This is a genomic window from Pseudonocardia petroleophila, assembly GCF_014235185.1.
Classification (GTDB): Bacteria; Actinomycetota; Actinomycetes; order Mycobacteriales; family Pseudonocardiaceae; genus Pseudonocardia; species Pseudonocardia petroleophila.
Map to the genome: position 1 here is coordinate 415185 of NZ_CP060131.1, position 20185 is coordinate 435369.

Below are 20185 nucleotides of genomic sequence, written 5' to 3' on the forward strand. Positions count from 1 at the left end.
GGCACCCGTCCTCTTTGCAGTCTCCGCGTCAGCGCTTCGCGCGGACCGGGTCGAGGCGGCGCAGCAGCAGCGCCGTGAGCGCCACCAGGACCACCATGATCGCCACGAGGGCGCCCGCCGCGATCAGCCACTGCTGCGCCGTGTGCTCCCACAGCGGATCGGGGTCGGCGAGCAGCGCGTTCATGTCGACCGTGGACGAGCCCATCGCGAACGCCCACCGCGAGGGCACCAGCCAGGCCAGCTGCTCCAGCACCGGGCGGTCGTGCACCGGGAAGATCCCGCCGCTGACGACCAGCTCCAGCATCAGCACGAGCACCAGCAGCGGCATGCCGCGGTCGGCGTTGTCGATCCACGCGGAGATCGCCAGCCCGAGCGCCATCGTCACGACCGTGACCCCGACGACCGCGAGCAGCACCTCCGCGATCGGCGAGCCGAGCAGCACGGCCTCGTCGGGGAGGTCCCGCCCGATCAGCGCCAGCAGCGTGAACACGACGGCCTGCAGCCCGGTGATGACGCCGAGCACCAGCAGCTTCGACGTCAGGTACGCCCCGAGGGAGAGCCCGATGGCCCGCTCCCGGATGAACACCGGTCTCTCCTTGACCAGCTCCCGGATGGCCGCGGCCAGCCCGACCAGGGCCCCGCCGACGACGAGCACGAGCAGCAGCTGCAGCGGTTGCAGGTCGCGGGCGGCGAACGCGGCGGTGACCGAGAGCCCCGACTCGCCCGGGACCAGGCGCGCGATCAGCGCCAGGAACAGCGGCAGCACGGCCAGCGAGATCGCGTACTGCTTGTCGGAGGCGATGACCGACAGGTAGCGCCGGCACAGCACCGCCAGCTGCGTGCCGAACCGCTGCTGAGGCGGCGCGACCGACGGCGCCGGGCGCGACTCGACCCGCGGGGTGAACCCGGTGGCGCCCGCGACGTAGCGGCGGTGCTGCACCGACTGCCGGAACCGCATCCCGAGCTGCTCGCCGGGCACGCGGCCGAGCAGCAGGAACATCTCCGCGAAGTCGGGCTGGCCGAAGTACTCCAGCGCCTCCCGCGGGGGGCCGAAGTAGGCGACGTGCCCGCCGGGGGCGAGCACGAGGAGGCGGTCGCACTGGTCGAGGTTGGCGACGCTGTGGGTGACGACGACGACCGTGCGCCCGTCGTCGGCGAGCCCGCGCAGCGTCTGCATCACCGACTTGTCCAGACCCGGGTCGAGCCCGGACGTCGGCTCGTCGAGGAACAGCAGCGTGGGTTTGGTGAGCAGCTCCAGCGCCACCGACGTGCGCTTGCGCTGCCCGCCCGACAGCGTGTCGATCCGCTGCTTCGCCTGGTTCGTCAGCCCCAGCTCGTGCAGCACCTCGGTGATCCGCCGCTCGCGGTCGGCCCGGGGCACGTCGGCGGGGAAGCGCAGCCGGGCGGCGTAGCGCAGCGCGCGGATGACCGTGAGCTGCGGGTGCAGCACGTCGTCCTGGGGGACGAGGCCGATGCGGTGGCGCAGCTCGTCGTACTCGGCGTAGAGGTCGCGACCCGCGTAGCGGACCTCCCCGACGTCGGCGGGGCGGCTGCCGGTGAGCGCCCGCAGCAGCGTCGACTTGCCCGCGCCGCTCGGCCCGACCACGGCGAGCAGGCTCTTGCCGGCCAGCCCGAAACCGACGTTGCTCAGCAGCGTCTTGCCCTTGTCGGTGACCACGGAGATGTCGCGCACCTCGAACGCGACGTCGCCGGTGTCGACGGCCGCGACGAGCTCGTCGCCCTGCAGCTGCAGCAGCGCGTGCCCGATCCCGATGACGTCGCCCGGCCCGACGGGCGCCCGCTGCACCCGCATCCCGTTGACGAACGTGCCGTTGCCCGTGCCGAGGTCGGTGATCAGCCAGCCGGGGCCGACGCGGCGCAGCTCGGCGTGGTGGCGGGAGACGAGCAGGTCGTCGAGCACGACGTCGTTGTCGGGCAGGCGGCCGACGGTGATGCGGGCCGCCGGGGCCCCGGCCACGCTGTAGCTCATGGTGGCCCCGCCGCCCTGGCGGGCGAGGACGCCCCCGACCGGCGCACCGGCGGGGACGCCGACCGGGACCGGGCCGGGCAGACGGGTCGGCTCCGGGGCCGGCCGCACGGGCGCCCCCTGCGGCCGGAACTCCAGCGCCGTGACCGTCGGCGGGGACCCGAGGTGCACCACGGTGGGCCCGGTGAGCGCCAGCGTCGTGACCCGGCGGCCCCCGGCGTAGGTGCCGAAGCGGGAGTGGTCGGTGAGCGTCCAGCGCCCGTCGGTCAGCTCCACGACGAGGTGCGTGCGCGAGACGTGCTCCCCGGGCAGGTCGAGATCGGCGGTGGGCCCCCGCCCGATGACGAACGGCCGACCGGGCGGGACCTGCACGCGACGACCCTCGGCCACCAGCTCCAGCGACTGCATCGGTCCCCCTGCCCTGTCGTGGGCCGCAGATTAACGCCTGCCCCCGGCAGGTGGGCGCGTCAGTTCGGCCACGAACACGTCTCCCCCCGACGCCGCCCGGAGGCTACCGTCCGGTACATGGCTCTGGCGATCACCGACGACCACCGGACGCTGGCCGAGGTGGCCCGCTCCGCCCTGTCCGGGCAGCGGGCGGCGGCCCGCGCCCTGCTCGACTCCCCCGACGAGGCGCTGCCCGCGCTCTGGAAGGAGCTGGCCGCGCTCGGCTGGCTGGGGCTCGCCGTCCCCGAGGAGCACGGCGGCGAGGGCGCCGGGCTGCCGGAGCTGGCCGTCGTGCTCGAGGAGCTGGGCCGGGTCGTCGCGCCCGGGCCGTTCCTGCCGACGGTGCTCGCGTCGGCGGTGCTGGCCGAGGCCGGCCCGCCGGAGCTGCGCGCGTCGCTGCTGCCGGGGCTGGCCGACGGGTCGCGGATCGGCGCGGTCGGGCTCGGCGGGTCGGTCACCCACGACGGCTCCACCGCCTCCGGCGACGCCGGGCTGGTGCTGGGCGGCGGGCTCGCGGAGGTGTTCCTGCTGGTCGCGGGCGACGACGTGGTGGTCGTCGACACCGTCACCCGGACCGTCCCCGACGCGCTGCTCGACCGCACCCGGCGCAGCGCGCTGGTCGTCCTCGACGCCGCCCCCCTGCTGGGCGTGCTGCCCGGCGGGGCCGCGGTCGCCCGGCGGCTCACCCGGGTCCTCGCCGCCGCCGAGGCCGCGGGGATCGCCACCGCGTGCCTGGAGACCTCGGTCGCCTACGTCAAGGAGCGCAAGCAGTTCGGGCGCACCGTCGGCACCTTCCAGGCGGTCAAGCACAAGGCGGCCGACCTGCTGGTCGACGCCGAGATCGCCGTCGCCGCCGCCTGGGACGCCTCGCGCGCCCCTGCGGGCACCCCCGACGCCGAGCTGGCCGCCGCCGTGGCCGCCGCCCGCTCGGTCCCCGGCGCGGTCCGCGCCGCGGAGACGATGATCCAGCTGCACGGCGGGATCGGCTTCACCTGGGAGCACGACGCCCACCTCTACCTGCGCCGGGCGATCACCCTCGCCGCCGTCGTCGCGCAGACCGGGGACGCCGAGCGCGACGTCGCGCGGCTGGTCCGCGAGCGGGTCACCCGGGCCCCGGACCTGGACCTCCCGCCCGAGGCGGAGGCCCACCGCGCCGCCGCGCGCGAGTTCGTCGCCTCGCTGGAGGGCAAGGACGCCGCCGCCCGCCGCGCCGCGATGGTGGAGTCCGGCTACCTGGTGCCGCACTGGCCGCCGCCGTGGGGCCGCGACGCGTCGGCCACCGAGCAGCTGGTGATCGAGCAGGAGTTCCGCGGCGTCGACGTGCCCGGCCTGGGCATCACCGCGTGGAACATCCAGACGATCATGCAGCACGGCACGCCCGAGCAGCACGAGCGCTGGATCCGCGACGCCCTGCTCGGCGTCACCGAGTGGTGCCAGCTGTTCTCCGAGCCCGGGGCGGGATCGGACGCGGCCGCGATCTCCACGCGGGGCGTGCGCGTCGACGGCGGCTGGCGGGTCACCGGGCAGAAGGTGTGGACGACCCGGGCCCACGAGTCCGACTGGGGCTTCGCGACGGTCCGCACCGACTCCTCCGGGACGAAGCACGCGGGCATCACGATGATGGCGATCGACCTGCGCTCCGAGGGCGTCGACGTCCGGCCGCTGCGCGAGCTGACCGGTGACGCCCTGTTCAACGAGGTCTTCCTCGACGACGTGTTCGTGCCCGACGCCGACGTGGTCGGCGAGGTCGGTCAGGGCTGGCGGGTCGCGCGGGCGACGCTGGGCAACGAGCGCGTCTCGATCGGCGGGGGCGGGGCCGGGACGCTGCCGTTCCGGGCGAAGGACCTGCTGCCGCTGGCGGACGCGGCGCCGGACCCGCACGTCGCGGAGAAGGAGGTCGGGGCGCTGATCGTCGAGGACCTCGCGAAGCGCCTGCTCCTGCTGCGCCAGGCGGCGCGGGCCGTCGGCGGGACGGAGCCGGGGCCGGAGGGCAACCTCAACAAGCTGTTCTCCTCCGAGCACTCCCAGCGCGTCACGAGCCTGGGGGTCCGGCTCGCCGGCACCGCGGCGGTGGCGGGCGGCAACGAGCTGGTGATGCGCTGCTACCTGTGGGCCCGCTGCATCACGATCGCGGGCGGCACGTCGGAGATCGCGCGCAACCAGGTCGCGGAGCGGCTGCTCGGCCTGCCCCGCGACCCGCTGGTCAGCTGACCCGTGCGCGGAGAAGGGGGTCCCGGCCCCCTTCTCCGCGCACGAGGGGTCAGCGCAGGGCGTGCTCCTGGTGGGCCCGCTCGATGAGCTCGCGCAGCCCGGCGTCCTCACGGACCTCGTTGCCGTGCTTGTCGTCGGGCAGGTCCCTGATCCGCTGCTCGTCGGCGGTGAGCATCGCGTAGTTGCGCGCGCGGGTCTCGTCGTCCAGCTCGTGGTCGATGGCCTCCTTCGCGTGCTTGCGCGCGGCCGAGGCCACGCTCTTCGCCTTGCCCGACGGGCTGAACAGCGACGCGACGACGGTCACGGCCAGCACGCCGATGATCACGGCCAGGGAGAGCCCGGTGCTGATCTCGTAGACCGGGACCGGCTGACCGCCGTTGACGAAGAACAGGTTGTTCTCGTGCAGGGCGTGCAGGATCAGCTTGACGCCGATGAAGCCGAGGATGATCGCCAGGCCGTAGGACAGGTAGACGAGCCGGTCGAGCAGGCCGTCGATGAGGAAGAACAGCTGGCGCAGGCCCATCAGCGAGAACGCGGTGGCCGTGAACACGATGTAGGTGTTCGTGGTCAGGCCGAAGATCGCGGGGATGGAGTCGAGCGCGAACAGCAGGTCGGTGGCGCCGATGGCGACCATCACCAGGAGCATCGGCGTCAGCATGCGCTTGCCGTTCTCGTAGGTGAACATCTTGTCGCCGTCGTAGTGCTCGCTGGTGTGGAAGAACCGCTTGGCCAGCCGCACCATGAAGTTGTCGGTCTGCTCCTCCTCCTCGTCCTCGCGCAGCAGGTTCACCGCGGTGACGATGAGGACCGCGCCGAACAGGTAGAAGATCCAGGCGAACGAGTTGATCAGCGCCGCGCCCAAGAAGATGAAGCCGGTGCGCGCGATCAGCGCGAAGACGATGCCGAAGAGCAGCACCTTCTGCTGGTCGGCCCGCGGCACCGCGAAGCTGGCCATGATGATGAGGAAGACGAACAGGTTGTCGACCGACAGGGCCTTCTCGGTGACGTAGCCCGCGAAGTACTCGGTGCCCATCGTGGCGCCGCCGAACCACCAGACCCCGATGCCGAACACGACGGCCGCACCGACGTAGATGGCGGACCAGATCGCGGCCTCGCGCAGGGTGGGGATGTGCGCCTTGCGCACGTGGAAGACGAAGTCGAACAGCAGCAGGCCGACGATGCCGACGATCGTCAACCCCCACACGAGGGCCGGTACGTCCATGAGGGTTCCGTTCGCGAGAGAGGCAGAGATAGGAAAGGGCAGTGTGTCGTTTCTCTGTAGTCTGACGCAATGACCCCCTCCGGAGTTCCCCGTCGGGCAGGATTCCTCCCATGACGTCGCCCACACGGGCCCCCGGACGACCACCGGACCCGGAACGCGAGGAGGCGATCCTCGACGCCGCGCTCGAGGTGCTGGCCGAGGTCGGCTACGACCGGCTGACGGTCTCCGCCGTGCACCGGCGCGCCCACGCCAGCGCCAAGACGGTCTACCGGCGCTGGTCGGGCAAGGAGGAGCTGATGACGGCGGCCCTGCAGCACGCCGTCACCCGCGCCGGGGCCACCGCCGACGACGTGCCCGACACCGGCACGCTGCGCGGCGACCTCGTCGCCAACCTCCACCGGCCCGACGCCGCCCCCACCCGCAACCTCGCCCACGGCCTGCTCGCCGTCGCGGCCACCAACGGCGAGCTCGGGGCGCTCGCGCTGGAGCTGCTGCGGTCGCAGGAGGCCCGGCTGATGAAGATCATCCTGGCCCGGGCCCGCGAGCGCGGCGAGACCGGCGACGGCCTCGACCCGATGCTCGTCGCCGACGTCACCCGCGGCATGACGCTGCAGCACCTGCTGCTCACCGACGAGCCGGCCGACGTGGAGTTCGTCGAGACGCTGGTCGACCGCGTGCTGCTCCCCGTCATCCGGGCGGATGCTGCTCCGAACGTGTGACGCGCGGCGGTCCCGGTTAGGGTCCCCGGCTATGACGAACCTCGCAGCCAACCTGGTGCAGACGGCGGCCGACCACGGCGACCGCCCGGCAGTGCGCCTGGACGACGCCGTCCTGACCTACTCCGACCTGCACGCGGAGGCCGCCAAGGTCGCGGGCCTGCTGAAGGCGCGCGGGATCGACCCGGGCGACCGCGTGGGCCTGGTCTTCCCCAACGTCCCCGCCTACCCGATCGCGTTCTACGGCGCGCTGCTCGCCGGGGCCACGGTCGTGCCGATGAACCCGCTGCTCAAGGCGCGGGAGGTCGAGTACTACCTCACCGACTCCGGCATGTCGCTGGTGTTCGGCTGGGACGGCGGCGGTGACGCGGTCGCCGAGGCCGCGAAGTCCGTCGGCATCGACTCGGTGATCGTCGGCGCGATGGGGCCCTCGGCCGAGCAGATCGGCGACGCCGAGCCCGCCCCCGACGCCGTCGAGCGCGCCGACGACGACACCGCGGTGATCCTCTACACCTCGGGCACCACCGGCCAGCCCAAGGGCGCCGAGCTGACCCACCACAACCTCGACACGAACTGCCGCACCACCGTCGAGGCGCTCATCCAGATCACCCCGGACGACGTGATCATGGGCTGCCTGCCGCTGTTCCACGTCTTCGGCCTGACCTGCGGGCTCAACGCGTCGGTCGCCACCGGGTCCTGCCTGACGCTGATCCCCCGCTTCGACGCCGGCAAGGCGCTGTCGGTCATCGGGCGCGACAAGGTCACGGTGTTCGAGGGCGTGCCGACGATGTACGCGGGCATGCTGCACCACGACGACGCCGACGGGGCCGACGTCTCGTCGCTGCGCACCTGCATCTCCGGCGGCTCCGCGATGCCGGTGGAGATCATGAAGTCGTTCGAGGACAAGTTCGGCTGCACCATCCTGGAGGGCTACGGCCTGTCCGAGACCTCGCCGGTGGCCTCGTTCAACCAGCCCGGCAAGGAGCGCAAGCCCGGCACCATCGGCTTCGAGGTGCCCGGCTGCGAGATGAAGGTCGTCGACGACGACGGCAACGAGGTCGCCGAGGGCGAGCCCGGCGAGATCGCGATCCGCGGCGAGAACGTCATGAAGGGCTACTGGGGCCGTCCCGAGGCCACGGCCGAGTCGATCCCGGACGGCTGGTTCCGCACCGGCGACGTCGCCACGAAGGACGCCGACGGCTACTACACGATCGTCGACCGCAAGAAGGACCTGATCATCCGCGGCGGCTACAACGTCTACCCGCGCGAGATCGAGGAGGCCCTCTACGAGCACCCGGCCGTCGCCGAGGCCGCGGTCATCGGGATCAAGCACCCCGACCTCGGCGAGGAGGTCGGCGCGGCCGTCTCGTTCAAGTCCGGGGAGTCGGCCGAGCCCGACGAGCTGAAGGCGTTCGTGAAGGAGCGCGTGGCGGCCTACAAGTACCCGCGGCACGTGTGGGTCGTCGACGAGCTGCCCAAGGGCCCGACGGGCAAGATCCTGCGTCGCGAGGTCGAGGCGCCGGAGGGCACGGGCAGCTGACGCCCGGCCGTCACCCGGCGTCGAGGACGGGGATCAGCTGCTCCTCCTCGTAGGCGAGGTGGCGCTCGAGGTCGGCCGTGAGCCGGTCGACCTCGTCGGCCACCCCGTCCCCGCCCGCCGCGAGCACCTCCTGCAGCCGCGCCACGAGCACCGCGATCCGCGCGTGCTCGTGGCGCAGCCGTCCGAGGACCGGGGCGAGGTCGGGGCGGGTCCGGTCGAGGAACGGGAACATCGCCGCGTCCTCCCCGCCGTGGTGGTTGCGCAGCCCGGCGCACAGCGTCAGGCAGGTGACGCGCAGCTGCGCACCCAGCACGGACCCCGATGTCGTGAGCTCGGCACGGATCAGCGCGAGCTCGCGGCGGAACACGTCGTGGACCAGCCGCAGGGCCGCGCCGGGCGAGTCGGCGGCGATGACCGGCGGGCCGGCCTGCACGTCGGCCAGCGCGACGACGGGCAGGACCCGCGTCGTCGCGTCCTGGTGGGCGGCCCACCCGGGGTCGGCCCCGGCGGCGCGCGCGAACGCGGCGTCGCGCTCGGCCCCGTGATCCCGCCGCACCGGATCAACGGTTCTGCGGGACGTCCGCGGGCGGTTCCGACCGTTCGGGAACGGGGTGCCCGAGGTGGGCGAGCCAGCCGCGCAGGACCCGGTGCAGCTCCCCCGCCCCGACGATCTCCCGGTCCGGCGCCGGCAGGTCGGCCGGGTGCAGCAGGAACCCGCGCGACTGCGCCCCGCCGAGCCCGCCGTGGCTGCCGACGTGCGGCTCGAACGGCGGGGCGTCCTCCGTCGCGGGGTCGTACCAACTGTTGATCATGATGTCGGCGCAGTTGCCGAACCCGTCGACGCGGCGGACGAGGTCGGCGGCGTGCGGGCCGTACCCGGTGAGCGGGTCCTCGCCGAGGACGACGCCGGTGTCCAGGCGGTGCAGGCCGTCGCGCCCGAGCACCACCGCGCCGTACTCGGCGCTGCGGACCAGCACGAACCCGATCCCGGGGTGGTCGACGAGGCCGGGCAGCAGGTCGGGGTACTCGCGCTCGATCGTCTCCAGCTCGACGCGCCCCACGTGCTCGGTGAACGACACCATCGCCATGTGCCCCGACGCCACCGCGACGACCCCCGGCGCGACCCGCGGCACCCGCCCGACGTCCTCGGGGACGTGCGGCGCGTGCTCCTCCGCCCGCACCCGCTCCACCCGCTCGCGCAGCCGGTTGGCGACGAACCCGCGCCCGGAGGCCTCGGCCAGCACGGTGCCCGCCTGCCAGCCCTTCTCCGAGCGCCCCGACGCCGCGCGCGTGGTGTCCGGGGCCCCGCACAGGCGTCCGACCAGCTCCTCCACGGACTCGTCGAACCGGTCGGCGAACGCCCAGCCCTGGGTCTGGCCGTGGTCGGACAGGCACACCACGTGGTAGCGGCGCGGCGCGAGCTGGGTCGCGCGGTGGATGCGGCCGATGTGCTGGTCGATGTCGCGCAGCACGGCGAGGGAGTCCCAGCGCTCGACGCCCGAGTAGTGCGAGACCTCGTCGTAGCCGAGGAAGTCGGCGTAGACGGCGGCGCGGCCGTCGAACATGTCCTCGATGACCGCGGAGACCACGACGTCGCGGGCGATGATGTTCGTGCCCGCCCGGACGAACGGGAACCACAGGCCGCGGTGCACGCGCGGGAACACGTTGCGCTGCCGCTGCGTGATCGACGCCCGCAGCTCCCGGACGATCTCCGCCACCGCCCCGCCGAGCGTGCGCAGCGCGTTGACGGGGCTCGCGAAGTAGGCGAAGTAGCCGTACCCGGAGGCGACGTGCTGGCGCCCGCGCCGGCCGCGGCCGCTGAGCACCGGCACCGCGCTCATGGTCAGCGAGACGTACGGCGCGTCGCCGGTGAACAGGTTGCCGTGCCCCGCCCCGTCGACGGCGAGCAGGCCCCGCCCGTCGGAGGCGCGGCGCTCGATCTCCGCGGCGTCCTCGGGGTTGGAGCACGCCATCACGTGGTCGCGGTCCTTCTCGTACCAGCGGAAGCCGAGGATGTCGGAGCTGTCGCCGTGCAGGATCCCGCACACGCTCGCGCCGGTCTGCGAGCTCCAGTCGGTGTTCCAGTGCGTCAGGCGGTGGCTGCCCTCGGCGAGCCAGCGGGAGAACACCGGCATCTCGCCGCTGCGCAGGGCGCGGCGCAGCGTGTCGTGCCCCAGGCCGTCGACCTGCAGGAACACGACACCGGGCGGCCGGTCGTCGGTGTCGTCGGTGGCGCCGGACCGGCGGGCGGTGCGGCGGAAGAAGATCTCGTCCTCGTCGAGCCCGAACAGCCAGGACACCAGCGCCCCGACGACCGACATGACGACCGCGACGCCCACCGCCGTCGACAGGTTGACGATCGTGACGCCCGGGATCGCGAACGACACCAGCAGCAGGGCGGCACCCAGGACCAGGTAGGAGGCGACGCCGAGGGTGAACACCGCGACCGGCAGCGCGACGCGCAGGATCAGCGGCCACACCACCGCGCTGAGCAGGCCGAGCGCGAGCGCGAGGACCGTCGGCTGCCACCAGCTCGTCATCTCGAAGCCGACGAGCAGCTCGTCGAGGAGGTTCAGCGCGCCGGTCGTCAGCAGCCAGATCGCGAGCACGCGGACGACCACGCGGCCGCCGCGCACGATCCGGCCGGCCCCCTGCGGTGGTGTCATGTGCGAGCCTTCCTGCTGCGGGACACGAGTGCGCTGATCCCCGCCACCGCGAAGACCAGCCCGGTGGCGACGAGCGTGGCCACGACCGGTGAGTCGAAGAGCCCGCCGCTGACGACGCCGAGTACCGCGTACGCGACGGCCCACAGCACGCACGCGGCGAGCGCCGCGGGCACGAGCCGCCGCCACGGGTAGTCGAGCGCGCCCGCCGCGAGCAGCACCGGGATCCGGCCGGCCGGGAGCAGCCGCCCCACGACGACGAGCAGGGCGCCGCGCGTCGCGAACTGCCCGCGCACCTCGTCGAGCCGGTCCCGGGACTGGCCGCGGGCCACCCAGCGCTGCGCCGCCGCGCTGCCGGCCTTCGCGACGCCGAACGTCACCAGGTCGCCGATCAGCGCCCCGGCGACGGAGAGCAGCAGGACCAGGACGAGCGACAGGCGCCCGGTGCTGGTCGCGATCGCGGCGGCCGCGCCGACCACGGCCCCCGTCGGCACGACGGGCACGATCGAGCCGAGCAGGACGCCGCCGAACACGACAGGGTAGCCGATCGACGTGGGGTCGGAGAGGTCGATGCCGAGGACGCTCACGGGTGCACCGGCAGCGCGACCCGGTCGCCCGGCTCGGTCAGGGCGACGTGGGTGCCGGACCCGGACGCGGCGACGGCGGCGGCGAACGTGCGCGGCGGTTCCACCAGCAGCCGGCGCATGGCCGCACCGCGGGCGCCGGGGGCGCGCGTCAGCCCGGGGAGGGCGAGCGTGCCCCAGTGCACCGGCACGACGATCCGCGGACGCAGCAGTGCGACGGCCTCCGCGGCGCGGGCGGGGTCGAGGTGGCCGGGGCCCAGGCTCGGCCCCCAGCCCCAGACCGGCAGCAGCGCGACGTCGGGGCGCGGGAGGTCGGCCATGCCGTCGAACAGGTCGGTGTCGCCGGAGACGTAGACGCTGACGTCACCGGTGCGCAGCAGGTGGCCCATCGCGCGGGCCTGCGGGCCGCGCGTCGAGCGCGGGCCCCAGCGGTGCCCGCTGTGCGCCGCCTCGACCCCGGTGACGTGCAGGGCGCCGTCGGTCAGCTCCTCGCCGATCCCCAGCTCCTCGACGCCGCGGATCCCCTTGCGGCGCAACCACTCCCCCGCCCCGCGCGGCACCACGACCCGCGCGCCGGTGAGCCGGCGAAGCGACGGCAGGTGCAGGTGGTCGGCGTGCAGGTGGGAGAGCAGGACGAGGTCGACGCCCGCGTGGTCGACCGGGTCGACCGGCGGCGCCGTCCGGCGCAGCGGCCCGACCCGTCCGGTGAGCACGGGGTCGGTCAGCACGACCCGCCCGGCCAGCTCCAGCCGGACGGTGGAGTGGCCGAGGAAGCGCATCGCGAGCCCCTGCACGTGATCAGTATTCCTGCCCGCCCGCGCCCCGGCCGTGAACCCCGCCCGCACGCCCCTCCCCGCCCCCGGCGAGTGTGCCGATCCCGCCCGGCGAGTTTGCCGCCCACCCCCGGCGAGTTCGCCACCCACCCCCGGCGAGTTCGCCACCCACCCCCGGCGAGTTCGCCACCCACCCCCGGCGAGTTCGCCACCCACCCCCGGCGAGTTCGCCACCCACCCCCCGGCGAGTTCGCCACCCACCCCCGGCGAGTTCGCCACCCACCCCCGGCGAGTTCGCCACCCACCCCCGGCGAGTTCGCCACCCACCCCCGGCGAGTTCGCCACCCACCCCCGGCGAGTTCGCCACCCACCCCCGGCGAGTTCGCCACCCACCCCCGGCGAGTTCGCCACCCACCCCCGGCGAGTTCGCCACCCACCCCCGGCGAGTTCGCCGCTGACGTCCGGCGCCCCGGGACCGCTCCTCCCCACAGCGTGCACGGGACGGCGAACTCGCCGCGCGTCATCGGCCAACTCGCCGGGTGGGGACGGCAAACTCGCGGGGTGGGGACCGCAAACTCGCGGGGGGGTGGTAGAAGTGGGTCAGGTGAAGTGGACCGGTTGGCCCGTCGACTCCAGCACCGCCATCCACAGGTCCCCGTGCGGGTCGACCTGGTTGCGCCTGCTCACCGCCGCCGCCATCGGCACGTGCACGAACCGCCGCCGGTACCGCCCGACCACCATCTCGGTGCGCCCGCTCATCGCCGCGTGCACGGCGGCCTGCGAGAGCCGCACGCAGTAGACCGAGTCGTAGGGGTTCGCGGGGACGCTGCGGATCGCGTAGCTGGGGTCGATGTAGCGGATGGAGGTCTCGATGCCGGCGTCGGAGAAGTGGTCCCCGATGCGCCGGCGCAGGTACGGGCCGATGTCGCCGAGCTTCGCGTTCCCCGACGCGTCGGCGTCGGCCTCGTGGCCGAGCAGCTCCTGGCCCGCCCCCTCCGCCACCACGACGACGGCGTGCCCGCGCTCGAGGACCCGGCGGCGCAGGTGGGCCAGCAGCCCGCCGTCGCCGTCGAGGCCGAACGGCACCTCCGGGATGAGCACGACGTCGGCGCCGCTGCGGGCGAGCGCGGCGTAGCAGGCGATGAAGCCGGAGTGCCGCCCCATGAGCTTGACCAGCCCGATGCCGTTGGCCGTGGACGTCGCCTCGACGCGCGCGGCCCGGATGGCGTCGCTGGCGTGGGAGAACGCGGTCTGGAAGCCGAAGCTCTGGTCGATGTAGGGGATGTCGTTGTCGATCGTCTTCGGGATGCCGACGACCGCGATCATCAGTCCGCGCTCGGCGACGGTGGCCGCGATCCGCATCGCGCCGCGCATCGACCCGTCGCCGCCGACGACGAACAGGACGTTGACGTGCAGCCGCTCCAGGCAGTCGACGATCTCGTCGGGGTCCTGGTGCCCGCGCGAGGTGCCCAGCACGGTGCCGCCGTCGGTGGCGATGTCGCGCACCGACTCCGGCGTCAGGTCGACGACGTCGTGGCCGTAGGACGGGACGAAGCCCTGGTAGCCGTTGCGGATGCCGATGACGCGCCGGACCCGGTAGTGGTAGGTCAGGGTGCGGACCAGCCCGGCGATCACGTCGTTGAGCCCCGGGCACAGCCCCCCGCACGTGACGACGGCCGCGCGGGTCTTGGCGGGGTCGAAGAAGATCCGGCGACGCGGGCCGCAGGGCTCCATGCCGGGCAGCTCGCCCGCGGGGACGTCGCGGGCGGTGATGCCGGCCAGGGTGTCGTCGAGCAGGACCCGGTCGTCCTCGTCGACGTAGTGCTCGCTGGTGCGGCTGTTGTCGAGCAGCTCGGCCAGCGGGGACGCGATGCGGGCGGGCCCGAGGGTGGCGATCGTCAGGTCGGGCGGGGCGGGGGCGGTGCGCGGGAGGTTCACCACGCGGGCGGGCTCGCTCACGGTGCTCCTCGTCGGAGAGGCGGGGTCCCGGCGCCGCGACGAGCCGTGACTTGACCGGTTCAGTGTGCCGTGCACCACCCCGTCAGCTCAACCCCATCACCCGCCGGACGGCGATCTCGATGACGACCCGCTCCGGGTTCTCCCGCGGCACGCGGTAGCGCTCGGCGTAGCGGCGCTCGGCCTCGCCGACGGACTCCCGGTCCGTGCGCACCACGGCCGTCCCCTCCAGCGTCGACCAGCGCCCGCCGTCGACCTGCGAGACGACCGCGGTCCCGCGCTCGGCCGCGTTGCGCGCCTTGGTCGACCCGCCCCGGCAGATCACCCGCGCGATCCCGGCCTCGACGTCGACCGTGACCCCCACCGGCACGACGTGCGGGCTGCCGTCCGCACGCAGCGTGACCAGGGTGCAGAGGTGCCGCTCGGTCCAGAACTCGCGGAACCCGGCGGAGACGTCGGTGAGTGTGCGCACGTCGGGACGCTATCAACTTGCCATTGACAACGTTCTCTGTTCACCTGGTCGGGTGGCGTCCCCGGTCTCCCGTCCTGCCGTCGTGATCGGCGTGCTCGCCTCGTGCGGCCTCGCCGTGTCGCTCATGCAGACCCTCGTCGTGCCCCTCCTCCCGCAGTTCCCGCGGCTGCTGAACGCCTCGACGTCGACGGTCACCTGGCTGGTGACGGCCACCCTCGTCGCGGGCGCGGTGTGCGCGCCGGTGCTCGGGCGGCTCGGCGACATGTACGGCAAGCGCCGGATGCTGCTCGTCGCGCTCGGCCTGGTGACGGTCGGCTCGGCGCTGGGGGCCGCCGCACCGGGCGTCGAGCTGCTGCTCGTGGCGCGGGTGCTGCAGGGCGCCTCGCTGGGCGTCGTGCCGCTCGGGATCAGCGTCATGCGCGACCTCCTGCCCCCCGAGCGCGTGGGCAGCGGCATCGCCCTGATGAGCTCGTCGCTGGGGATCGGCGGGGCCATCGGGCTGCCGATCACCGGGGCGGTCGCGCAGCAGGCGAGCTGGCGCTGGCTGTTCGCCGGGGCCGCGGTGCTCGGCGCGCTGCAGTTCCTGCTGGTCCGGCGGATCGTCGCGGAGTCGCCGACGCGGTCGGGCGGACGCTTCGACGTCCCCGGCGCGATCGGCCTGTCCGCCGCTCTCGTCTGCCTGCTGCTGGCCATCTCCAAGGGCAGCGACTGGGGCTGGACGAGCCCGGTCGTGATCGTGCTGCTGGTGGCGGCCGTCGTGCTGTTCGCCGGGTGGGGCCGCCTGGAGCTGCGGACCGACTCGCCGCTAGTCGACCTGCGGACCTCCGCGCGCCCGGCCGTCCTGTGGACCAACGTCGGCTCGATCCTCATCGGCTTCTCGATGTTCGCCCAGTTCCTCATGACGACGCAGGTGCTGCAGGCGCCGCTGGAGTCCGGGTACGGCTTCGGGCTCTCGCTCGTGGCCGCCGGCATCGTGCTGCTGCCGATCGGCGGGGCGATGGCGCTGTTCTCTCCGGTGTCGGCACGGCTCTCGGCCCGGTTCGGCGCGCGGCTGACGCTCGTGAGCGGCACGGTCGTGCTCGCGGTCGGCAACCTGTCGATGGCCGTGCTGCCCGGGTCGATCGTGCTGGTGATGGTGGCGGCCACGGTCACCGCGATCGGCGCCGCGCTCGCCTACTCCGCGCTGCCGCTGCTGATCATGGACGCCGTGCCGCCGACGGAGACGGCCGCGGCCAACAGCCTCAACACCCTGATGCGGATGCTCGGGACGTCGTCGTGCAGCGCGGTCGTCGCGGCCGTCGCGAGCGGGCTGACGATCACCGTCGGCGGGGCGACGCTGCCCGCCGCCACGGCGTACACGGTGGTGTTCCTCGCCGCCGCCGGAGCGGCCGCGGTCGCCGCGGTGATCTCGGCCCTCACCCCGCGCGCCCGGCCGGTCGAGCGGGCGGCGACGCCGGTCCCGGCCGCCGCCTGACCCCTCAGGCCGACGCCGGCCGGAAGATCATGCAGCTGCTGGTCGCGTGCGCGCACAGCCGGCCCTCGCCGTCGTAGAGCCGGGACTCGGCGAGCGCGGTGCGCCCGCCCAGGTGCACGACCAGTCCCTCGCAGCGGACCGGACCGGAGGTCGCGCCCAGCCCGCGCAGGAACTTCACGCTGAGGTCCAGGCTCGTGTAGCCGACGCCGGCCGGCAGCGCGGAGTGGACGGCGCAGCCCGCCGCGGAGTCGAGCAGCGTGGCGAACACGCCGCCGTGCACCGAGCCGATCGGGTTGAAGTGGTACTCCTGCGGCTCCAGGCCGAACACCACCCGCCCGGACTCCACCTCCAGCAGCGTGAACCCCAGCGTCGTGGCGATCGGCGCGGGCGGCACCTCGCCGGAGGCCAGCGCGCGCAGGAAGGTCAGGCCGTCGACGCCCTGCGCGGCGGCCGCGGTCAGCCGCGGGTCCTGCCAGGTGTGGGAGCGCTCGCGGACGTCGGGGACGGTCTCGGTCATGCGGTGTCCTCCTGGGAGACGGGGGCCGGGACGGGGACGGGACGGGCGCGGACCGCGCCGACGACGAGGCCGCACGCGACGGTGGCGACGCCGCCCGCGGCCATCAGCAGCCAGCCGGTGCGGAACGCGTCGAACGACGAACCCGCCGCGGCGAGTCCGGACAGCAGCAGCGCGATGCCCAGCACCGCACCGATCTGACGGGCGCAGGTGCCGACGGCGCTGCCGGTGGCGAACCGCGTGGGCGGCAGCTCGGACACCGCGGCCGTGCCCAGCCCCGCGTAGACCGCACCCACCCCGGTCCCGGTGAGCAGCGTCGCGGGCAGGAACGCGGTGAGCCAGGCCGGGTCGGGGCCGATGCCCGTCGCGAACAGGACGCACCCGGCGGTGAACAGCAGCCCGCCCGCGACCACCGCGACCCCCGCCCCGAACCGGTCGGCGACGCGCCCCGCCACCGGCGACGCGGCCGCGGCCATGAGCGGCCCCGGCGTGACGGCCAGCCCGGCGGCCAGCACGTCGTAGCGCCACACCGCCGTCAGGAACAGGATGTTGGCGAGCAGCAGCGCGTAGAAGGCGCCGGAGAACGCGAGGTAGCCGGCGACGGACCCGGCGAAGCTGCGCAGCCGGAACAGCGCGGGCTCCACCAGCGGGCGCGCCACCCGCGCGCTGCGCAGGCCGAACGCCACCAGCAGCGCGACGCCCGCCGCCACCGGCCACACCGCGTCGGACCAGCCGCCGTCCTCCCCGCGGACGATCCCCAGCGACACCGCGGCCACGCCCAGCCCGAGCAGCAGCGCGGAGGGCAGATCGGGCAGCCGGGCGTCCGGGTCGCGGGACTCGACCAGCACGAACCGGCCGACGACGAGCGTCACCAGCACCACCGGCAGGTTGACGAGGAACACGGCGCGCCAGCCGAACGCGTCGACCAGCACGCCGCCCAGCGCCGGACCGGTGGCCGCGGCGATCCCGCCGGTGGCGCCCCACAGCCCGACGGCCGCACCGCGCCGCTCGGGCGGGAACGCCGGCAGCAGCAGCGCGAGCGACGCCGGGGCGAGCAGGGCGGCGGCGACGGCCTGCACGGCGCGGGCCGCGACGAGCACCCCCGCGGTGGGGGCGAGCGCGCAGGCCAGCGACGCGAGCCCGAACAGCACCAGCCCGATCCCGAAGACCCGCCTGCGGCCGCGGGCGTCGGCGAGGCGGCCCGCGGGGATGAGCAGCGCCGCGAACACGACGTTGTAGGCGGTGAAGATCCACGACAGGTCGGCGAGCGACACGTCCGGGTAGGTCGCGCGCACGTCCGGGAACGCGATGTTGACGATCGTGACGTCGAGGAAGACGAGGAACGCCGCCAGGGACGTCACCGCGAGCACCAGGCCCGACCGCTGAGTTGTCATGGTGGATGCAGCCTATGCACCCTGCGTTCTCGCCCGCAACCCATCCGCGGGTTAGGCTGGTCCGCATGGACTTCCGGGAGCTCGACAGCACCCGCTGCTCCGTGGCCCGCACCGCGGCGCTGGTGGGCGACGCGTGGACCGTCCTGGTCCTGCGCGACCTGTTCAACGGCATCCGCCGGTTCGACGACCTCGCGGCCCACCTCGGCATCGCCCGCAACGTGCTCACCCGGCGCCTGACGCACCTCACCGACGCCGGCCTCGTCGACCGCGTGCCCTACCGCGAACCGGGCCGCCGCGAGCGCCACGAGTACCGGCTGACGCCCGCGGGCCGCGACCTGCGCCCGGTCGTCCTCGCGATGCTGGAGTACGGCGACCGCCACCTCGCCGGCCCGGACGGGCCGCCGATGCGCGTCGAGCACGCCGGGTGCGGCGAGCCGGTGCACGTGGAGGTCCGCTGCGCCGAGGGCCACCTCGTCGAGCGGGAGACCCGCCTGCGGACGGTCCCGCTGGCCCCAGCACTGCGCGCGGGGTGAGAGCCCTGCGCGCGGGTTGAGCCCGCACCGGCCCGGGTACGCCCGGCGCATGGGTGACCACGAGCGCAGCACGACCGTCGACGCCGAACCGGGCGTCCTGTTCGATTACCTCTCCGACGTGGAGAACCTGCCGCACTACTTCGCGGCGATGCGCTCGGCCGAACCGGCCGGCGGCGACACGGTGCACACCGTCGCCGACGTCGAGGGCCGCGCGGTCGAGGGCGACGCCTGGTTCACCGCCGAGCCGGAGTCGCGCACGATCCGCTGGGGCGCACCGGGACCGCACGACTACAGCGGCGAGCTCGCCGTCGTCGCGGCCGGGGCCGGCTCGCAGGTGACGGTGCGGCTGCACACCTCGCACACCGACGGCCCCGCCGTCGACGGCGGCCTGGACGAGACGCTGGCGACGATCAAGCGCAACGTCGAGCAGGGGGCGGACCCGGCCGCTCCGTAGCGGCGCCGCTCAGGACCGGACGTCGCGGCGGATCGGGTGGTCGGGCGGGATCTGCACCAGCACGATCCGGGTGCCGTCCGGGTCGGCGATCCACATCTCGCGCAGCCCCCACGGCTCGTCGCGCGGTTCGCGGACGACGTGGGCGGCGAGGTCGCGGTGGGCGGCGTCGACGTCGCGGACCTGCAGCCACAGCGCGACCCCGTCACGGGTCCCGCCGTCCGACCCGCCCGAGACCTCGACGAACCCGTTGCCCGCGAAGAACACCGTGCCCCCGGGGAACTCGCGGGCGATCGCGAGGCCGAGCACGTCGCGGTAGAACGCGACCGTCCGCCCCGGGTCGGCCGGCCGCAGGATGACGCGGGACGAGAGGATCTCCACGGCCGTCAGGCCGGGTGCGCGGCGAGGTGGGCGAGGAGCAGCTCCGAGAACTGCTCCGGCGCCTCCTCCGGGATCCAGTGGCTCACGCCGTGCAGCTCGGCGTAGGAGTACGGCCCCGTCACGTACCGGTGGGCGAGCTCGGTGCTCTGCCGGGTCAGTGCGGTGTCGCCGTCGCTCCAGACGAACAGCGTCGGCACCGTGACAGCGGGGTCGGCGTCGCGGGGGTCGGCCGCGAGGATGGCGCGGTACCAGTTCAGCGCGGCGGTCAGCGCGGCCGGGTCGGCGAGGCGGGCGGCGTCGCGGCGGGCGCGCTCGCGGGTCTGGCCGGTGCCGCGCAGGGCGGCGGACAGCCGCGGGGAGTAGCCGCGGGCGTCGGCGCGCAGCAGCCGCTCGGGCAGCCACGGGATCTGGAACGCCGCCATGTACCAGGACGCGAGCGCCTGCCGGGTCGTCACCAGTGAGCGCGCGAAGGCGGCGGTGGGCGGCACCGACACGGCCGTCAGCGACCGGACCGCGTCCGGGTACCGCGCCGCGAGCCGCCACGCGACGGCCGCGCCCCAGTCGTGCCCGACGACGTGCGCGGGCCCCCCGGCGTGGTCGGCGAGCACCGCGAGCGCGTCGGACGTCAGCTCCGGGAGCCGGTACGCGGCCCGGCCGGTGGGGCGCGCGCCCGGTGAGTACCCGCGCTGGTCGGGCGCGATCGTGCGGTACCCGGCGTCGTGCAGGGCGGGGAGCACGGCGTCCCAGGAGTCGGCGCCCTGCGGGAAGCCGTGCAGCAGGAGCACCGGCGGTCCCTCGGCCGGGCCGGACACGTGGACGTCGAGAACACCCGCGGCGATGGTCGTCACGCGGTCATCATCACCGATC

The 20185-nt window shown here is 74.4% G+C and carries 18 protein-coding genes; 6 read left to right on the forward strand and 12 right to left on the reverse strand.

The genetic code is table 11. The annotated features are described in order from the left end of the window. Positions 1-28: 28 nt before the first annotated feature. Positions 29-2395, reverse strand: a complete 2367-nt coding sequence (locus tag H6H00_RS01990; protein ID WP_185719679.1) for an FHA domain-containing protein — start codon at positions 2393-2395, stop codon at positions 29-31. 117 nt (positions 2396-2512) lie between these two features. Here H6H00_RS01990 and H6H00_RS01995 point away from each other — a divergent pair, with 117 nt between their 5' ends. Further along, complete coding sequence (locus H6H00_RS01995) at positions 2513-4645, forward strand: acyl-CoA dehydrogenase family protein (protein WP_185719680.1); 2133 nt, start codon at positions 2513-2515, stop codon at positions 4643-4645. 49 nt (positions 4646-4694) lie between these two features. Here the strand turns inward: H6H00_RS01995 and H6H00_RS02000 are convergent, their stop codons facing one another. Beyond that, positions 4695-5867 carry a TerC family protein gene (locus tag H6H00_RS02000; protein ID WP_185719681.1) on the reverse strand — a complete coding sequence of 391 codons (1173 nt, stop codon included), beginning with the start codon at positions 5865-5867 and terminating at the stop codon, positions 4695-4697. Between the two features lie 110 nt (positions 5868-5977). Here H6H00_RS02000 and H6H00_RS02005 point away from each other — a divergent pair, with 110 nt between their 5' ends. Together H6H00_RS02005 and H6H00_RS02010 are read left to right on the forward strand one after the other, a co-directional pair. Beyond that, positions 5978-6586 (forward strand): TetR/AcrR family transcriptional regulator, encoded by a 609-nt coding sequence (locus tag H6H00_RS02005; RefSeq protein WP_185719682.1) that lies wholly within the window; start codon positions 5978-5980, stop codon positions 6584-6586. A gap of 31 nt (positions 6587-6617) precedes the next feature. Further along, positions 6618-8123, forward strand: coding sequence for a long-chain-fatty-acid--CoA ligase (locus H6H00_RS02010; protein WP_185719683.1), 1506 nt, complete (start codon positions 6618-6620; stop codon positions 8121-8123). Between the two features lie 10 nt (positions 8124-8133). Here the strand turns inward: H6H00_RS02010 and H6H00_RS02015 are convergent, their stop codons facing one another. The 6 genes from H6H00_RS02015 to H6H00_RS02040 all read right to left on the reverse strand — a co-directional run bounded on the left by H6H00_RS02015 (position 8134) and on the right by H6H00_RS02040 (position 14571). Further along, positions 8134-8679, reverse strand: a complete 546-nt coding sequence (locus H6H00_RS02015; RefSeq protein ID WP_185719684.1) for a hemerythrin domain-containing protein — start codon at positions 8677-8679, stop codon at positions 8134-8136. Between the two features lie 4 nt (positions 8680-8683). Beyond that, positions 8684-10789: a phage holin family protein gene (locus H6H00_RS02020; RefSeq protein ID WP_185719685.1), complete on the reverse strand. Its 2106-nt coding sequence runs from the start codon at positions 10787-10789 to the stop codon at positions 8684-8686. After that, on the reverse strand, positions 10786-11358 hold the full coding sequence (locus H6H00_RS02025; RefSeq protein ID WP_185722097.1) for a DedA family protein: 573 nt from the start codon (positions 11356-11358) through the stop codon (positions 10786-10788). Before H6H00_RS02025 ends, H6H00_RS02020 begins: the two co-directional genes overlap by 4 nt. 11 nt (positions 11359-11369) lie before the next feature. After that, positions 11370-12164, reverse strand: coding sequence for an MBL fold metallo-hydrolase (locus tag H6H00_RS02030; protein ID WP_221775898.1), 795 nt, complete (start codon positions 12162-12164; stop codon positions 11370-11372). A 579-nt stretch (positions 12165-12743) separates the two neighbouring features. Then, entirely contained in the window at positions 12744-14102 is a 1359-nt protein-coding gene (locus H6H00_RS02035; RefSeq protein WP_255425534.1) for an ATP-dependent 6-phosphofructokinase, read from the reverse strand. Between the two features lie 82 nt (positions 14103-14184). Further along, complete coding sequence (locus tag H6H00_RS02040; RefSeq protein WP_185719686.1) at positions 14185-14571, reverse strand: pyridoxamine 5'-phosphate oxidase family protein; 387 nt, start codon at positions 14569-14571, stop codon at positions 14185-14187. Between the two features lie 52 nt (positions 14572-14623). On the opposite strand from H6H00_RS02040, the gene H6H00_RS02045 reads away from it, so the two are divergent. Beyond that, complete coding sequence (locus tag H6H00_RS02045) at positions 14624-16045, forward strand: MFS transporter (protein ID WP_221775766.1); 1422 nt, start codon at positions 14624-14626, stop codon at positions 16043-16045. A gap of 4 nt (positions 16046-16049) precedes the next feature. On the opposite strand, the gene H6H00_RS02050 is transcribed toward H6H00_RS02045, so the two are convergent. Further along, positions 16050-16562 (reverse strand): PaaI family thioesterase, encoded by a 513-nt coding sequence (locus tag H6H00_RS02050; RefSeq protein WP_185719687.1) that lies wholly within the window; start codon positions 16560-16562, stop codon positions 16050-16052. Beyond that, positions 16559-17953 (reverse strand): DHA2 family efflux MFS transporter permease subunit, encoded by a 1395-nt coding sequence (locus tag H6H00_RS02055; RefSeq protein WP_185719688.1) that lies wholly within the window; start codon positions 17951-17953, stop codon positions 16559-16561. The genes H6H00_RS02050 and H6H00_RS02055 overlap by 4 nt, the downstream gene beginning before the upstream one ends. Positions 17954-18018: 65 nt before the next feature. Here H6H00_RS02055 and H6H00_RS02060 point away from each other — a divergent pair, with 65 nt between their 5' ends. Next, positions 18019-18486: a winged helix-turn-helix transcriptional regulator gene (locus H6H00_RS02060; RefSeq protein WP_185719689.1), complete on the forward strand. Its 468-nt coding sequence runs from the start codon at positions 18019-18021 to the stop codon at positions 18484-18486. Between the two features lie 49 nt (positions 18487-18535). Beyond that, complete coding sequence (locus H6H00_RS02065; protein WP_185719690.1) at positions 18536-18940, forward strand: SRPBCC family protein; 405 nt, start codon at positions 18536-18538, stop codon at positions 18938-18940. A gap of 9 nt (positions 18941-18949) precedes the next feature. Here the strand turns inward: H6H00_RS02065 and H6H00_RS02070 are convergent, their stop codons facing one another. Both H6H00_RS02070 and H6H00_RS02075 read right to left on the reverse strand, forming a co-directional pair. Continuing rightward, positions 18950-19318: a VOC family protein gene (locus tag H6H00_RS02070; RefSeq protein ID WP_185719691.1), complete on the reverse strand. Its 369-nt coding sequence runs from the start codon at positions 19316-19318 to the stop codon at positions 18950-18952. A gap of 5 nt (positions 19319-19323) precedes the next feature. Next, a complete protein-coding gene (locus tag H6H00_RS02075; RefSeq protein ID WP_255425535.1) occupies positions 19324-20166 on the reverse strand; it encodes an alpha/beta fold hydrolase in 843 nt (280 codons plus the stop codon). Positions 20167-20185: the final 19 nt, after the last annotated feature.

What these genes read in the sequence shown, in the direction of transcription:
- H6H00_RS01990 (WP_185719679.1), bottom strand. Translation starts at nt 2,395, where the DNA reads ATGCAGTCGCTGGAGCTGGTGGCCGAGGGTCGTCGCGTGCAGGTCCCG.
- H6H00_RS01995 (WP_185719680.1), top strand. Translation starts at nt 2,513, where the DNA reads ATGGCTCTGGCGATCACCGACGACCACCGGACGCTGGCCGAGGTGGCC.
- H6H00_RS02000 (WP_185719681.1), bottom strand. Translation starts at nt 5,867, where the DNA reads ATGGACGTACCGGCCCTCGTGTGGGGGTTGACGATCGTCGGCATCGTC.
- H6H00_RS02005 (WP_185719682.1), top strand. Translation starts at nt 5,978, where the DNA reads ATGACGTCGCCCACACGGGCCCCCGGACGACCACCGGACCCGGAACGC.
- H6H00_RS02010 (WP_185719683.1), top strand. Translation starts at nt 6,618, where the DNA reads ATGACGAACCTCGCAGCCAACCTGGTGCAGACGGCGGCCGACCACGGC.
- H6H00_RS02020 (WP_185719685.1), bottom strand. Translation starts at nt 10,789, where the DNA reads ATGACACCACCGCAGGGGGCCGGCCGGATCGTGCGCGGCGGCCGCGTG.
- H6H00_RS02050 (WP_185719687.1), bottom strand. Translation starts at nt 16,562, where the DNA reads ATGACCGAGACCGTCCCCGACGTCCGCGAGCGCTCCCACACCTGGCAG.
- H6H00_RS02055 (WP_185719688.1), bottom strand. Translation starts at nt 17,953, where the DNA reads ATGACAACTCAGCGGTCGGGCCTGGTGCTCGCGGTGACGTCCCTGGCG.
- H6H00_RS02060 (WP_185719689.1), top strand. Translation starts at nt 18,019, where the DNA reads ATGGACTTCCGGGAGCTCGACAGCACCCGCTGCTCCGTGGCCCGCACC.
- H6H00_RS02065 (WP_185719690.1), top strand. Translation starts at nt 18,536, where the DNA reads ATGGGTGACCACGAGCGCAGCACGACCGTCGACGCCGAACCGGGCGTC.